Consider the following 14,261-nt stretch of genomic DNA (forward strand, 5'->3'; position numbering starts at 1 on the left):
CCGGCTGGGGGAAACACCGGCGTAGCACATCCCCGTTGACTTCTGCGCTTCAGGCGCTGCGCTGCTCCTCGGCGGGCTGGCGCTTGCCCTGGTAATCGGCAATCGCCGCCTTGATCGCATCCTCGGCCAGCACCGAACAGTGAATCTTCACCGGCGGCAACGCCAACTCCTCGGCAATCTGCGTGTTCTTGATCTCGCCCGGTCAGCCACTTCACGCACATCCGGACGATTGCTGAACTGATCCAGCGTAATCCCGTCAAGGAAGGCATACAGGCGATCGCTGAGTTCGTCCCACAACTGATGGGTCATGCAGCGCTCATCGCCATCCTCGCACTCTGCGTGCCTCTGACCGACGGTCTCATCGACCGCGGCAACGATCGAAGCCACCGTTATCTGATCGGCTGGACGCGCCAAACGGTAGCCGCCGCCCGGACCGCGTACGCCCTCGACCAGTCCCGATTTGCGCAGCTTGGCGAACAACTGTTCCAAATAGGACAGTGAAATGCCCTGACACACCGAAATGTCTGCCAGAGTTACAGGCCCCGACTTGTCGTGGATCGCCAGATCCATCATCGCGGTCACTGCATAACGTCCCTTAGTCGAAAGTTTCATAAACATCACCTGCTTGGCGCAATAACAACACCCGGCGTATTTCCGAGTGATTTCGTAAACTATTTTAATCTGCCCGTCATGCTTCGATCAAGCTGAATGTCGGGCAGCATTCCCCTTCGTATAAAGAATAGCTCGCTCAGGCAGAAATGGGGGCCTCTCCGAAACGGTGTCCCTGCCCGAGGCAATGCCTCAGCCATTCATGCAAAAAGACATTGGCATGCCAGCTGAGGGCCAGTTCACGCTGACCGCCTTCGGCCACCGGCTCGCAGTTGAGCCCTTCCGGATGGACGCCGGAAACTAGCACTTCGGCCTGGCGTGCATCCCGGTAGACTCGCACCGGCAGCGTCGGCGTTTTCCCTGCATCACCGATGCGCTGACTCAGCTCCACGGTCGTGGTGTATCGCGTGCGTTCGAGCAAACGCAGGTGTAGCGCAGCGGCGCCATCGGGACTCGACACACTCACCCCGTCAAGCTCATCAAGAACCGGACACAACCGACGCAACGCAATGTAGTTGCGTTCGTACAACTCCATCAGCGCCGCGAAACTGCTCGGCTGGGCGGCCAGATGGTTTGGCATGCGAAGCTCTGGGAACATGGCGCGAAGCATAGCATAGGGACAACTCGAGACGGATTTGCTAACGTCGAATATCATCCAGGCGAGCATCAAGGAAGAGTCGATGAGCGAACCCGTCTCCACCCATCCTTTCGCAGACCAGCGTCCGGGCACCTCCGGCCTGCGCAAGTCGGTGACTGTCTTCCAGCAGCCACACTACCTCGAAAATTTCGTCCAGTCTCTGTTCGACTGCATCACGGATGAACTGGAGGGTGCGACGCTGGTGCTTGGTGGCGATGGCCGCTATCACAACCGCGAGGCCATCCAGATCATTTTGCGCATGGCTGCAGCAAACAAGGTCCACCACGTGCTGACCGGGCGTGGGGGCATTTTCTCAACGCCCGCGGTATCCGCCATGATCCGCGAACACGGCGCTGCCGGCGGCATCATACTCTCCGCCAGCCATAACCCTGGCGGCCCGCAGGGCGACTTCGGCATCAAATTCAACGCCCGCAACGGAGGACCGGCATCGGAGTCGCTGACCGAACGCATCTACGCCCGCAGCCAGGTCATAGAGCGCTATTTCATCGCCGAACCACAGCACATCGACATAGACACCCCGGGGCTCTATTACCTCAATCAGATGGAAATCGAAGTGGTCGATCCCGTCGCCGAATACGCGCAGCTGATGCAGCGACTGTTCGACTTCGAGCGCATCCGCAAACTGATCCACGGTGGCCTGCGCCTGAGCTTCGACGCCATGCATGCGGTCACCGGCCCTTATGCGAAGGTCATCTTCGAGGAACTCCTCGGCGCTCCCGCCGGCAGCGTGCGCAACGGCGTGCCGCTGGCCGATTTCGGCGGCGGCCATCCCGATCCCAACCTCACCTACGCCCCAGAGTTGGTCCAGGCGATGCAAGCCCACGACGGCCCCGATTTCGGCGCCGCCTCGGACGGCGACGGCGACCGCAACATGATTCTCGGCCGCGGTTTTTTCGTCACGCCAAGCGACAGCCTTGCGGTACTCGCCGCCAATGCCACGTTGGTGCCCGGCTACCGCGACGGCTTGACGGGCATCGCCCGCTCAATGCCCACCAGCCGGGCCGCCGACCGCGTAGCCTCCGAACTCGGCATCCCCTGTTTCGAAACCCCCACCGGCTGGAAATTTTTCGGCAATCTGCTGGACGCCGGACGCATCACCCTGTGCGGCGAGGAGAGTTTCGGCACCGGCTCCGACCACGTACGTGAAAAGGATGGTCTGTGGGCGGTGCTGTTCTGGCTCAACCTGCTCGCCGTGCGGCAGCAGTCCGTCGCCGACATCGTCCACGAACACTGGCGCCACTACGGACGCGACGTGTATACGCGTCACGACTACGAAGGCGTCGACGCACAAAGAGCCGGCGAGCTGATGAGCGCCCTGCGCGGCAAGCTGGGCGCCCTGCCCGGCCAGGCCTACGGCGGTCTGAACATCACGCATGCCGACGATTTCGCCTACGACGACCCCGTCGACGGCAGCCGCACCGAGCATCAGGGGCTGCGTATCCTGTTCGGCGACGAGGCGCGCATCGTCTACCGCCTGTCCGGCACCGGCACCCAGGGCGCCACGCTGCGCGTCTACATCGAACGCCGCGAGACGCGCGAGACCCATATCGACAGCGACGCCCAGGTTCTGCTGCGCAGCCTGATCGAGGCGGCCGACGCCATAGCCGGCATCCAGGCTCACACCGGCCGCGAACGCCCGGACGTCATCACCTGAGGGCGGATGGGTCATGAGCGGCTGCTGCGATGATGGATACGCCCTGGACACCGCGGGTTCGCGCCAGCGCGGCACGCTGCGCGCGGTATTGGTCATCAATGCGTTGATGTTCGTGCTCATCGCCGCCGCCGTCTATTCCGGCTCGAGCGCCCTGCTTTCGGACAGCCTGGATAACTTGGGCGATGCCCTGACCTACGGCCTGAGCCTCTACGTCGTGGGTGGAAGCATCCGCGCCAAAGCCCGCGTGGCTCTGTTCAAGGGCCTGCTAATCCTACTCGCGGCCTGCGTGGTAGCAGCGCAGATCGTCGTCCGGCTGTTCGAACCCACGGTGCCGCTGTTCGAGGTGATGGGATTATTCAGCCTGCTCGGCCTGGCCGCGAATGGACTGTGCCTGTTCCTGCTGTGGCGTCACCGTAACGAGGACGTCAACATGAACTCGGTATGGGAGTGCTCGCGCAACGACATCGCCTCGAACCTGTCGGTGTTCGTGGCGGCAGGAGCGGTCTGGCTGACCGGTTCTGGCTGGCCGGACTCGTGGTCGCCTCTGCCTTGGCCTTGCTGCTGATGCGCTCGGCGTACCGCGTCATTGCCAAGGCGAAAAGCGAGCTACGCCACGCCAACCGGGTAAGCGATTCCAGCACTGCACGCTGAGATACGCCACGTTGATCAGAAGGTATTAGCGACCTCGGCCACGCCGGGAGCGCGGCTGCGAACCAGACGTTCCACCACGTTCTTCAGATCCAGCGCGGAACGGGGACACCCCACGCAGGCGCCCTTGAAACGCACCCGCACAACACGCTCGTCAAGCTCCACGAACTCGATGTCACCGCCGTCCTGCATGAGAATGCGACGAGCCTCCTCGATCGCACCGAGCACCTCGTCGAGGTCGATCGGCCCCTCGGCCACCTGCTGTTCCCCGACGCGCGCCGCCATGGTCTGCGCACGATCGAGTCGCAGCGCCAGCTCCGGATCGAGTTCCTCGATAGCGTCGAGTTCGTCCTCGCTGTAGACATGCGCGGGATCAGAATTCAGCAGGCGTTCCAGCTCGCCCTGCGCGGTCGCAAGGCTCTGATAGCTCAAGCGGCGTTCAGTCGTCATATTCACCCGATCGATCCTGGCGCGCAGCGCGCAACCGTACCCGCAAGCGCCTCAGCACCTCGGCATCCAGGGAATCGGGCAGCAGCAGCACGGCACGCCGCCCCAGACCTTCGAGTTTCAGGCTGAGGATCACCAGTTTGGAATTGACGAAACAGTCCGGCGCCAGCGTGGCTTCATGCTCGCGTCCGAAGGCATCCCAAACGCGCCATTTGCCAGAGGCTTCCCACACCAGCCGCAACAGGCTGCGCGGAGCGTTGAGGAGCACATGCATGCGCAGGCTGCGATACAGACTGGCGGCGACCATTAGACCGAGCAGGGCACGCACCGGCCCCTGCAGATCGATATATGCCAGCGCAACCGCGGCCGTCGAGTGGGCGAGCACAAGAAAGCTCGCCAGCATACGCGACGGCCTAAGTTGCAGGTATAACGGCTCTGCGGATCTCTGTAACGACATGGGCAATGCTCGGGTCCGACGGGGACATGCGTTCCATCAGCACCTCCAAGAGTACCTGATCAGGATACTCCAGCAAACGTTCGAAGGCGACTCGATCCGCATCTTCCAACTCGGCGTAGCGCCGATCAAAGAACGGGACCAGCAGTTCGTCCAGTTCAAGCATGCCGCGCCGGCAGCGCCAGCGCAACCTATCGGACTCGGCCATGTATTTAGACGGACTTCTTGAGCATGGCATGCTTGATCTGCCCGATCGCCTTGGTCGGGTTGAGTCCCTTCGGACACACCTGCACGCAGTTCATGATGCTGTGGCAGCGATAGAGCTTGTAGGCGTCGTCGAGCTGTTCCAGACGTTCATCGGTGGCCTGATCGCGGCTGTCGAGTACGAATCGCGATGCCTGCAGCAATGCCGCCGGACCGAGAAATTTGTCGGGGTTCCACCAGTACGAGGGGCACGACGCCGAGCAGCATCCGCACAGGATGCACTCGTACAAACCGTCGAGCTTCTCGCGCTCTTCCGGCGACTGCTTGATCTCGACCTCGGGCTCGGGGTCCTTGAGCTGCAGATAGGGTTCGGTCTTGCGGTACTGGCCGTAGAAATTCTCCATGTCCACGACCAGATCGCGGATCACGGGCATGCCGGGGAACGGACGCAGCTCGATCGGCTCCTTGAGCGTAGTCAGCGGCGTGACGCAGGCGAGGCCGTTCTTGCCGTTGATGTTCATGCCGTCCGAACCGCATACGCCCTCCTGGCAGGAGCGGCGGAAGCTCAGGGTCGGATCCTGCTCCTTGAGCTTGAGCAGCGCGCCGAGCAGCATCATGCCGGGCTCGACGTCCTCCTCGGGCAGCTCGTAATCCTGCATGTAGGGCTTGTCGCCGCTCTCCGGATCGTAGCGGTAGATAGAAAAGCGCATCAGTAGACCCTCTCCTTGGGCGGGAAGGACTCGACCGTCAGCGGGCGGGTGCGCACCGGCTTGTAGTCCAGCGAATCCGATTCCAGGAAATACAGCGTGTGCTTCATCCACTTCTCGTCGTCGCGCTTTTCGAAGTCGACGCGCGAGTGTGCGCCGCGGCTTTCCTGCCGCGCATGAGCCGACATCGACGCGGCCATCGCGCAATCGATGAGATTCTCGGTTTCCATGGCTTCGACCCGCGCCGTGTTGAACACGCGGCTGTGGTCGCTGAGCGTGGCATCCTTGAAGCGTTCGGCGATCTCGCGCACCTTCTTGACGCCTTCGGCGAGAAGTCCTTCCTCGCGGAACACGCCGGCGTGGTCTTCCATCGCCTTCTTGAGTTCGGCGCGCAGCTGCTCTGGCCGCTCGCCGTCGCCCTTCTTCTCCCAGCGATGCAGACGGGCCATCGCGGCGTCGACCGCGCTGTCGTCCATCGGCCGGTTGTGCGGGTTCTCCGCCAGGAACTCGATCATCTGGTTGGCGGCCGCACGGCCGAACACCAGGATGTCGAGCAGCGAGTTGCCGCCCAGGCGGTTGGCGCCGTGCACCGACACGCAGGCGCATTCGCCCGCGGCATACAGGCCCGGCACCGGCTCTTCGGCGCTCTCGCGCAGCGGCGCGACCACCTCGCCATGACGGTTGGTCGGAATGCCGCCCATCATGTAGTGGCAGGTCGGGTAGATCGGAATCGGCTGCTCGATGGGATCCACGTGCACGAAGGTCATGCTGGAATCTCGGATACCCGGCAGACGGCTCTTGATGACGTCGGCGCCGAGGTGGTCGAGCTTGAGCAGCACGTGATCCTTGTTCGGGCCGACCCCGCGGCCTTCCTTGACCTCGGTGTAGATCGCACGGCTGACCACATCGCGCGAGGCCAGATCCTTTGCGTGCGGCGCGTAGCGCTCCATGAAGCGCTCGCCATCGCTGTTGAGCAGATAGCCGCCCTCGCCTCGCGAGCCTTCGGTGATCAACATGCCGCGCCCGGCGATGCCGGTCGGATGGAACTGAATGAATTCCATGTCCTGCAGCGGTATGCCTGCGCGCAGTGCCATCGCCAGCCCGTCGCCCGTATTGATCAGGGCGTTGGTATTGGTACGGTACATCTGCCCCGCGCCGCCGGTGGCCAGCAGCGTGGCCTTGGCCTCGATCAGGATCGGCTCACCGGTCTCGATGGAGAAGGCCAGCGCGCCGAGCACATGACCGTCGGCGTCCTTGATCAGATCGACCGCAAAATACTCGTCGAAGAAATGCGTCTTGGCGCGGATGTTCTGCTGGTAAAGGCTGTGCAGGATGGCGTGGCCGGTACGGTCCGCCGCCGCGCAGGTACGCATCGCCTGCTCGCCGCCGAAGTTGCGACTCTGTCCGCCGAAGGCGCGCTGGTAGATATTGCCATCCTCGAGGCGCGAAAACGGTACGCCGAAATGGTCCAACTCGTAGACCACCTGTGGCGCGGCGCGGCACATGTATTCGATCGCGTCCTGGTCACCCAGGTAGTCGCTGCCCTTGACGGTATCGAACATATGCCAATGCCAGTTGTCCTCGACCACGTTGGCCAGCGCCGCGTTCACGCCGCCCTGGGCGGCCACGGTGTGGGAGCGGGTCGGGAACACCTTGGAAACCACGGCCACCTTGGCGTCCGCCCGGGCCAGTTGCAGGGCGGCACGCAGACCGGCCCCGCCAGCGCCGATAATTAGCGCGTCAAAGCGTCTTCTCTCCAGATTCATAGACCACTCGCTTGCAGCAGTATCCGCCCCGCCCATGCGCCACAGCCGAGCAGGAAGATGATGACCAGGCTGTACGCGGTAACGCGCAGCCACAGGGGATGGACGTAGTCGATGAGGATGTCGCGCACCCCGATCCAGGCGTGCAGCAACAGCATGACTACGAAGACGGCCGTCGCCAGAAGCACCGCCGGGTGCCCTATCCAGGCACGCCAGTGTTCGTAGCTCATGTGCGGATGGAAGGCCATCGCTCCAACCGCAAAGACGAAGAACAGGCCGAGGTAGACGGCGCTGATTCGCTGCACGATCCAGGCGCGCAAACCGCTCAGACCGGAACTCATAGATAGATCTCCAACAGCAGGATGATCGCCAGGACCAGCGCCGAGACACCGACCCACGCGGCACTCTGGAAACTCGGTTTCTTGGCGATGCCGATCTCCAGATCCATGAGCAGGTAGCGCACGCCGGCGAGCAGATGATGGCATAGGCTCCAGGTGATCAAAACCACCGCGGGCACAAGCCACCAGCTGGTGGCGATGTCACGCGCCTGCGCGAAGCCGGCGGGACTGCTCAGGGATAAATCCAGCAGATAGAGGACAAAGGGGATCCCCAGGAACATGAGAGCTCCGGATACCCGGTGCGCGAATGAAATCACGCCGGGCAGGGGCAACTTGATCTTGAACAGATCCAGATAGACTGGTCGCTGCGTTGCAGGCATCGGCTCGTCCTTGGCCGTTGAGCATAGTGCTCGTTTGAACTTACAGATGATGGGCGCTTCGAAACATGAATGCGCGGGCGGAGTACTACAGCATCACGTCCTCGCCCCCTCGGCCATTATAGTACTAACCACATACGGGGTCGCATTGCGGGGCATCCTGCCCTCCACTCGATCACCATATTTTTTCGAGGCGTCCTTTTTGTGGTTTCGAGTATAGCACTGAATCCGGAAAAATCTGGAAGGCTTGCGCTGACAGCCCAGCGGCCCTGCTCTAACATAGGGGCAGCTCATGATCCATGATTGCGCAGTACGCGTTGGGACCACACTTCCCGCCCCCGCTGCAAGCCCAAATTCGGAGAAAATGCGATGAAACCCGACTGGAAGAATTTTCTCGAACACGCGGGCGCGGAGTTCGAGGATCTCGCGGTGGCGAGCTTCGGCAATGCCGAACGAGAGCTCCGCGTCACCACCACCGGCGACGTGTTGTGCGACCTCTCTCACTTCGGCCTCATCTCGGCCTACGGCGAGGACGCCACCGATTTCCTGCAGGGACAGTTCAGCAACGACGTCGCCCAGGTCGACGCCGGACACAGTCAGTTGAATAGCTACTGCACGCCCAAGGGACGCATGCTGGCCAATTTTCGCCTGTTCAAGCCTGGCGACACCTATTACCTGCGCCTGCCCCAGGCACTGATTGAACCCACACTCAAACGCCTGCGCATGTTCGTCATGCGCTCTCGGGTCACCCTGGAGAACGCCGATGACGCCCTCACCCGCATAGGCTGGTCGGGGCCGAACGCGGCCACCGAGCTGAGCACTGCGCTTGGCGGAGCCGACATACCGGAAACTCCGGACGAAACACTCAGCCACGACGAGTTGAGCGTGCTGCGCGTACCCGGCATCCACCCGCGTTTCGAGATCTACGGGCAACTCGAGGCCGTTCAGCGTCTTTGGGACAGGCTGAACGTCCACGGCGCCCCCGTCGGTGCGGCATGCTGGGGACTACTCGATGTGCTCTCCGGCATTCCGACGATCCAACCGCAAACCAGCGAAGCCTTCGTGCCGCAGATGGCCAATATGGAACTGATCGGCGGCGTCAGTTTCCAGAAGGGCTGCTATCCGGGGCAGGAGATCGTTGCCCGCACGCAGTACCTCGGCAACCTCAAACGGCGTATGTACCGCATCCACGTAGATCTCAACGAAGTCGTACCCGGCCAGGAGATCGTCGACGCCGCCAAAGGCGAATCCGGCATGGTCGGACGCCTGGTCGAGGGCTTCCGGCATCCAGACGGCGGCGTTGAGGGATTGGCGGTGCTGCAGATACAGAGCGTCGAGGACGCCGCGGATCTGCGCCTGGGCACCGCCAAAGGCCCACGCGTGAGCGTCAGTCCGCCGCCCTACCCGCTGACCGCAGACACCGACTGACGTTTGCGGCACCCCAACGCGGGTGGCCGCGTTAGGGCGCTCTTCGCTTAGCCCAACCCGCGCCTCGATTGCCGAATGCGCAGCAAACCAGACCGTTTGCGACGGTCACTTCACTCCGGCCGCATGTGCGGGAACAGCAACACGTCGCGAATGGAAGGTGCATCGGTAAACAGCATCACCAGACGATCGATGCCGATGCCCTCGCCTGCGGTAGGCGGCATGCCGTGCTCCAGCGCTCGGATATAATCGGCATCGAAGTGCATTGCCTCCTCGTCGCCGGCCTCCTTCTCTTCGACCTGCCGGCGGAAGCGCTCGGCCTGATCCTCGTAGTCGTTGAGTTCCGAAAAACCGTTGGCCAGCTCGCGTCCACCGACGAAGAATTCGAAGCGATCCGTCACCTCGGGATTTTGCGTGTTGCGCCGGGCCAGCGGCGAGACCTCAGTGGGATATTCTGTAATAAAGGTCGGATCCATCAAACGATGCTCGACCGTCTTTTCGAAGACTTCGGTCAGCACCTTGCCCGGCCCATACCCCGGTTTGAGATCGATACCCATGCCGGTGGCCAGTTCACGCAGCCGCGTGGGGTCATCCAGCTGCCCGGGCGTGATGTCCGGATTGTAGTGCAGCACCGATTCGCGCATGGTGAAGCGCGCAAACGGCTTGCCGAAGTCATATTCCTCGCCCTGGTAGGTCAGCTGCGTCGTGCCAAGCAGCTGGGCCGCCATCTGGCGCAGCATCTCCTCGGTCAGGTCGATGAGATCCTCATAGGTCGCATAGGCCTGATAGAACTCGAGCATGGTGAACTCGGGGTTGTGCCGCGTCGACACGCCCTCGTTGCGGAAGTTGCGATTGATTTCGAACACCCGCTCGAAACCGCCCACCACCAAACGCTTGAGATACAGCTCGGGCGCCACACGTAGGAACAGCGGCATGTCCAGCGCATTGTGGTGAGTCACGAACGGCCGCGCCGTGGCACCGCCCGGAATCGCCTGCATCATCGGCGTTTCGACTTCCAGAAAATCTCGACCGCTCATGAAGTTGCGGATGAACTGCACGATCTGCGAACGCAGGCGGAACGTTGTCCGCGACGGTTCGTTCATGATCAGGTCGAGGTAGCGTTGACGATAGCGCACCTCCTGGTCGATCAGGCCATGGAACTTCTCCGGCAACGGCCGCACCGCCTTGGTCAGCAGGCGCACGTTGTCGACGCGCACGCTCAATTCGCCGGTCTTGGTTTTGACCAACTGGCCCTCGGCACCGACGATATCGCCGATATCCCAGCCCTTGAACGCCTGGTAGGCATCGCCCAGCAGGTCACGCTGCAGATAGAGCTGGATGCGCCCGGACATGTCCAGCAACTGCGCGAAGCTCGCTTTGCCCATGACGCGCTTGAGCATCATTCGCCCCGCCACGCTCACGCGCAGCCCGCGCGCCCCCAGCTCGTCCGCATCGAGTTCGTCGTACTCCGCATGCAGCTCACCGGCCATCGAGTCGCGGCGGAAATCGTTGGGAAACGCCTCGCCTACCTCGCGCAGCTTGTCCAATTTCTCGCGCCGCTGAGAAATCAGCTTGTTTTCATCGATTTGCTCTTGATTACTCATGTGATTTATTGCTTCCGGAAACTATCAAAGACCGCTCTTGAGCGCGGCTTCTATGAACAGATCGAGGCCACCGTCGAGCACCGCCTGGGTGTTCCCGGTCTCCACGCTGGTACGCAAGTCCTTGATGCGCGACTGGTCCAGCACGTAGGAGCGGATCTGGCTGCCCCATCCGATATCCGCCTTGGCATCCTCTTGCGCCTGCTGTTCGGCCGAGCGCTTCTGTAATTCCAGCTCATAGAGCTTGGCCTTGAGCTGCTTCATTGCCGTGGCGCGGTTCTTGTGCTGCGAGCGATCATTCTGGCACTGCGTCACAAGGCCGGTCGGCAGGTGGGTAAGACGCACGGCGGACTCCGTACGGTTGACGTGCTGGCCGCCGGCGCCGCTGGCGCGGTAGACGTCGACGCGCAAATCCGCAGGATTGATCTCGATGTCGATGTCGTCGTCGACCTCCGGCGCCACGAACACCGCCGCGAACGACGTATGGCGGCGGTTGCCGGAATCGAACGGTGACTTTCGCACCAGACGGTGCACGCCGGTTTCCGTGCGCAGCCAACCGTAGGCGTATTCGCCCTCGAAACGCACCGTGGCGCTCTTGATGCCCGCGACTTCACCCGGTGACGCTTCGATCAACTCGGTCTTGAATCCTCGGCGCTCGCCCCAGCGCAGATACATGCGCAACAGCATTTCCGCCCAGTCCTGGGCTTCGGTGCCACCCGAGCCGGCCTGAATGTCCAGGAACGCGTCGGACGCATCCATTTCGCCGGCGAACATGCGGCGGAACTCCAGATCGCCGACGCGCGCCTCATAGCGCTCCAGATCGCTTTCCACCGACGTCACGGTATCCGTGTCGGCCTCGGCCTCGGCCAACTCCAACAGCTCATTCGCGTCGATCAAGCCGCCGGACAGCTCATCATAGTTCTTGACCACGCCCTCGAGCTGCGCGCGCTCCTTGCCGAGCGCCTGTGCACGCTCCGGATCGTTCCAGACGCCGGGATCTTCCAGCTCGCGGTTTACTTCTTCCAGACGTTCGCGTTTGCCGTCGACGTCAAAGATACCCCCTCAGGGCATCCAAACGCCCTTGAAGGTCTTGAATCTGCTGATAAATCGGATTGAGTTCCATGCGGGTCTTCCATCCAGCTAGCTGACGCGCCGCGTCACCGACACGATCGTGTAAAAACCCAGCATTCTAACAGGACGATATGCCCGCATGCAGTGAAGATTGGCAAGAACCGCCGCAAACTCAATGCAACGGCAAAGTACCGGCAGGTACCGGTCTGGCCACGCGGGAAAGCAGCGCCGCCCGGGCCGATACGCAGCGAAGACGATCACGACCGTATGTCGGCACCGCCGCTCTGGCTCATCGGCGTCGCTATGAGCACCCCGCCTTCCGATCCCCGACCGACATCAACTCGACGTGTGCCAGGCCCCTCAGATCAGGCGCGCCTGGGCGGCCAGCCTGATCGGCGCATTCACAAGGCCGAATTCATCGTAGTTGCGACGCTGCACGATTTCGAAGAAGAAACGATCCGCAAAGGTACGAGTGTAGGCGTGGAAGAACTCGCCGTGGCCGGCTTGATCGTAAAGGATGTTGTGGCGCCTCAATGTCTCCAGCATTTCGGGCTTCAGCCCGAAACGCGCTTCCAGGTTGTCATAGTAGTTCTGCGGAATCGGGAGCAGCTCCAACCCATTTGTCTCGAGCTTGCAAAGCGTGGCAACGATGTCGTCGGTCACGAATGCAAGCTGTTGCGTGCCACCGCCGTAATACCGCGACACAAACCGCATCGCGGAGGTCGAATCTCTCTGCGAAGCATTCAGCGCGATTCGGATACTGCGGTCAGTAGTCTCCACCACCTGGCTTTGTATCAGGCCACTCGGATCAGCGATATCGAATTGCTCCGAGGCTTCGAATCCAAACACCGAGCAGTAGAACAGCTGCCACGACGACAATTGGCCCAGGCCGTGTCAAAACATCTGGCACTAACGACGCCGCAGATTATTGGGTCAATCGACCCGTTCTGTGATGTTCAAGAAAAGGGCGATCGAAAATACGGCCCTTCACCCTGCCCGTATGGCATCGCTCAGATGTGTTGTTCCCATCAGGTTCATCATGCGTTTGAGGTTGTAGGCCAGCACATGCAGGCTCATCTCGGTACTGACGTGTTCCAGGGTTCGGGTCAGGAAGTGCGTGGCGCCCATCCATGACTTGATGGTGCCGAACGGATGCTCGACCGTTTGCCTTCGGATGCGCATGCTCTGCGGCACCCGATCCAGGCGTCTCTGCATGGCCTCCAGGACATCCTGATGCTCCCAACGACTGACGCGTCGGTAATCACTCGGGGTGCAGCGGGATTTGATGTCGCAACGCGGGCAATGCGAACTCCAGTAACGATGGATCCTCAGGCCGCCATCCATGCTGACATAACGCCAGATAAGCCGTTGGCCTGCGGGGCAGCGGTACTCGTTGGCTTCGGCGTCATAAATGAAGTCGGACTTGTCGAAGCGGCCCTCGGCTCGGGCGCCCGAGGTCGTGGTCTTGGGCACGATGGCTGTGATGCCGGCCTCCTGACAGGCGCGTATCTGCTCGCTTTTGTAATAGCCACGATCGGCAATCACGGTCAGATCCGTTTGACCTATGGCCGTGCGAGCCTGTTCTGCCATCGGTGTGAGCTGGTTACGATCGATACCGATGTTGGTGACCTCGTGTGCGACGATGAGGTGGTGTTTAGTATCGACCGCCGTCTGGACGTTGTAACCGACGATGCCTGTGCCCCGGCTCTTCATGGCGCGGGCATCCGGATCGGTCTGCGAGAGCTGGCCATCTGGACTCTCATTCAGTTCGGCCTCGATGGCCTGCAACTGCTTGATCTGTGCCTTCAGGGCCGAGATCTTGTCCTGAAGACGCCCTGACTGGGAGCGGGCTCTCTCATCTTCCTGACGATCGGCCGTGTCCAGGTCCACCAGATAGCGCTGGATGCTCTTCTCGATCTCTTCCATCCGGCGCTTGAGCTTGGCTTTGGTGAAGTTGCGGTGGTCACGTAATCGTCCAGAACCTCAGGGAACAACACGCTTTGCGTGCGGCTCTGACCCTCAATGAATCGCTTCATGATGTCCCCAGAAATCTGCCTACAAATTAGATCAACCGGGACATGCTTGGTTCACGTTTTGACAAGGACTCTGCGGCGGCTTCGTTCTTCCACGTGGGCGGGGCACTACGCCGCCTCCGCCCACGGCACGCAAAGCTACCCGGCCGTTATTTCTTGATTTCGGCCCGTTGCGTAGCTTCGGCTTCGGCGACCGCTTGCTTGAGACCCGTGATCCAGCTTTTGTCGATGCGGCCTGCCAGCCACTTCTCGATTGCCGGCTGGGTCGTCTC

General features: G+C 61.7%; 13 protein-coding genes and 3 pseudogenes. 3 read left to right on the forward strand and 13 right to left on the reverse strand.

Annotated features, from left to right (window positions below; genetic code table 11):
- Positions 1–49: 49 nt before the first annotated feature.
- From P8014_RS03795 to P8014_RS03805, 3 genes and pseudogenes are all read right to left on the reverse strand, one after another.
- A pseudogene (locus tag P8014_RS03795) lies at positions 50–196 on the reverse strand (iron-sulfur cluster assembly scaffold protein); the annotation flags it as partial.
- Positions 148–612 (reverse strand): Rrf2 family transcriptional regulator, encoded by a 465-nt coding sequence (locus tag P8014_RS03800; protein ID WP_337815976.1) that lies wholly within the window; start codon positions 610–612, stop codon positions 148–150. The pseudogene P8014_RS03795 and the gene P8014_RS03800, both read right to left, overlap by 49 nt.
- Before the next feature lie 136 nt (positions 613–748).
- Entirely contained in the window at positions 749–1,207 is a 459-nt protein-coding gene (locus tag P8014_RS03805) for a DUF1249 domain-containing protein (protein WP_337815977.1), read from the reverse strand.
- An 82-nt stretch (positions 1,208–1,289) separates the two neighbouring features.
- On the opposite strand from P8014_RS03805, the gene P8014_RS03810 reads away from it, so the two are divergent.
- Positions 1,290–2,921 (forward strand): alpha-D-glucose phosphate-specific phosphoglucomutase, encoded by a 1,632-nt coding sequence (locus P8014_RS03810; protein ID WP_337815978.1) that lies wholly within the window; start codon positions 1,290–1,292, stop codon positions 2,919–2,921.
- Positions 2,922–2,934: 13 nt separating this feature from the next.
- The gene (locus tag P8014_RS03815; RefSeq protein ID WP_337815979.1) at positions 2,935–3,486 is read left to right on the forward strand and encodes a cation transporter; all 552 of its coding nucleotides are present in this window, start codon (positions 2,935–2,937) and stop codon (positions 3,484–3,486) included.
- A 101-nt stretch (positions 3,487–3,587) separates the two neighbouring features.
- Here P8014_RS03815 and P8014_RS03820 read toward each other — a convergent pair.
- From P8014_RS03820 to sdhC, 6 genes and pseudogenes are all read right to left on the reverse strand, one after another.
- Positions 3,588–4,473 (reverse strand): annotated as a pseudogene (locus P8014_RS03820) (NifU family protein).
- The gene (locus tag P8014_RS03825; RefSeq protein WP_337815980.1) at positions 4,430–4,678 is read right to left on the reverse strand and encodes a succinate dehydrogenase assembly factor 2; all 249 of its coding nucleotides are present in this window, start codon (positions 4,676–4,678) and stop codon (positions 4,430–4,432) included. The pseudogene P8014_RS03820 and the gene P8014_RS03825 overlap by 44 nt, the downstream one beginning before the upstream one ends.
- Before the next feature lie 4 nt (positions 4,679–4,682).
- On the reverse strand, positions 4,683–5,384 hold the full coding sequence (locus P8014_RS03830) for a succinate dehydrogenase iron-sulfur subunit (protein ID WP_337815981.1): 702 nt from the start codon (positions 5,382–5,384) through the stop codon (positions 4,683–4,685).
- Complete coding sequence (gene sdhA / locus P8014_RS03835; RefSeq protein WP_337815982.1) at positions 5,384–7,147, reverse strand: succinate dehydrogenase flavoprotein subunit; 1,764 nt, start codon at positions 7,145–7,147, stop codon at positions 5,384–5,386. The genes P8014_RS03830 and sdhA overlap by 1 nt, the downstream gene beginning before the upstream one ends.
- Entirely contained in the window at positions 7,144–7,485 is a 342-nt protein-coding gene (gene sdhD / locus P8014_RS03840; RefSeq protein ID WP_337815983.1) for a succinate dehydrogenase, hydrophobic membrane anchor protein, read from the reverse strand. Before sdhD ends, sdhA begins: the two co-directional genes overlap by 4 nt.
- Positions 7,482–7,862 (reverse strand): succinate dehydrogenase, cytochrome b556 subunit, encoded by a 381-nt coding sequence (sdhC, locus tag P8014_RS03845; RefSeq protein WP_337815984.1) that lies wholly within the window; start codon positions 7,860–7,862, stop codon positions 7,482–7,484. Before sdhC ends, sdhD begins: the two co-directional genes overlap by 4 nt.
- A gap of 366 nt (positions 7,863–8,228) precedes the next feature.
- Here sdhC and P8014_RS03850 point away from each other — a divergent pair, with 366 nt between their 5' ends.
- On the forward strand, positions 8,229–9,287 hold the full coding sequence (locus P8014_RS03850) for a folate-binding protein YgfZ (protein ID WP_337815985.1): 1,059 nt from the start codon (positions 8,229–8,231) through the stop codon (positions 9,285–9,287).
- A 110-nt stretch (positions 9,288–9,397) separates the two neighbouring features.
- Here the strand turns inward: P8014_RS03850 and lysS are convergent, their stop codons facing one another.
- The 4 genes and pseudogenes from lysS to P8014_RS03870 all read right to left on the reverse strand — a co-directional run.
- Complete coding sequence (gene lysS, locus P8014_RS03855) at positions 9,398–10,888, reverse strand: lysine--tRNA ligase (protein WP_337815986.1); 1,491 nt, start codon at positions 10,886–10,888, stop codon at positions 9,398–9,400.
- Positions 10,889–10,912: 24 nt separating this feature from the next.
- Positions 10,913–12,008 (reverse strand): peptide chain release factor 2 gene (prfB, locus tag P8014_RS03860; protein WP_337815987.1). Its coding sequence is split into 2 segments (ribosomal slippage): positions 10,913–11,935 and positions 11,937–12,008, totalling 1,095 coding nucleotides; the frame shifts between segments, so codons are not numbered across the junction.
- Positions 12,009–12,316: 308 nt separating this feature from the next.
- Entirely contained in the window at positions 12,317–12,835 is a 519-nt protein-coding gene (locus P8014_RS03865) for a VOC family protein (protein ID WP_337815988.1), read from the reverse strand.
- 108 nt (positions 12,836–12,943) lie between these two features.
- Positions 12,944–13,924 (reverse strand): annotated as a pseudogene (locus P8014_RS03870) (IS1182 family transposase); the annotation flags it as partial.
- Positions 13,925–14,261: the final 337 nt, after the last annotated feature.

The organism is Acidihalobacter sp., from assembly GCF_037381185.1.
Lineage (GTDB): Bacteria > Pseudomonadota > Gammaproteobacteria > DSM-5130 > Acidihalobacteraceae > Acidihalobacter_A.

What these genes read in the sequence shown, in the direction of transcription:
- P8014_RS03800 (WP_337815976.1), bottom strand. Translation starts at nt 612, where the DNA reads ATGAAACTTTCGACTAAGGGACGTTATGCAGTGACCGCGATGATGGAT.
- lysS (WP_337815986.1), bottom strand. Translation starts at nt 10,888, where the DNA reads ATGAGTAATCAAGAGCAAATCGATGAAAACAAGCTGATTTCTCAGCGG.
- P8014_RS03850 (WP_337815985.1), top strand. Translation starts at nt 8,229, where the DNA reads ATGAAACCCGACTGGAAGAATTTTCTCGAACACGCGGGCGCGGAGTTC.
- P8014_RS03810 (WP_337815978.1), top strand. Translation starts at nt 1,290, where the DNA reads ATGAGCGAACCCGTCTCCACCCATCCTTTCGCAGACCAGCGTCCGGGC.
- P8014_RS03805 (WP_337815977.1), bottom strand. Translation starts at nt 1,207, where the DNA reads ATGTTCCCAGAGCTTCGCATGCCAAACCATCTGGCCGCCCAGCCGAGC.
- sdhC (WP_337815984.1), bottom strand. Translation starts at nt 7,862, where the DNA reads ATGCCTGCAACGCAGCGACCAGTCTATCTGGATCTGTTCAAGATCAAG.
- P8014_RS03825 (WP_337815980.1), bottom strand. Translation starts at nt 4,678, where the DNA reads ATGGCCGAGTCCGATAGGTTGCGCTGGCGCTGCCGGCGCGGCATGCTT.
- sdhA (WP_337815982.1), bottom strand. Translation starts at nt 7,147, where the DNA reads ATGAATCTGGAGAGAAGACGCTTTGACGCGCTAATTATCGGCGCTGGC.
- P8014_RS03830 (WP_337815981.1), bottom strand. Translation starts at nt 5,384, where the DNA reads ATGCGCTTTTCTATCTACCGCTACGATCCGGAGAGCGGCGACAAGCCC.
- P8014_RS03815 (WP_337815979.1), top strand. Translation starts at nt 2,935, where the DNA reads ATGAGCGGCTGCTGCGATGATGGATACGCCCTGGACACCGCGGGTTCG.
- sdhD (WP_337815983.1), bottom strand. Translation starts at nt 7,485, where the DNA reads ATGAGTTCCGGTCTGAGCGGTTTGCGCGCCTGGATCGTGCAGCGAATC.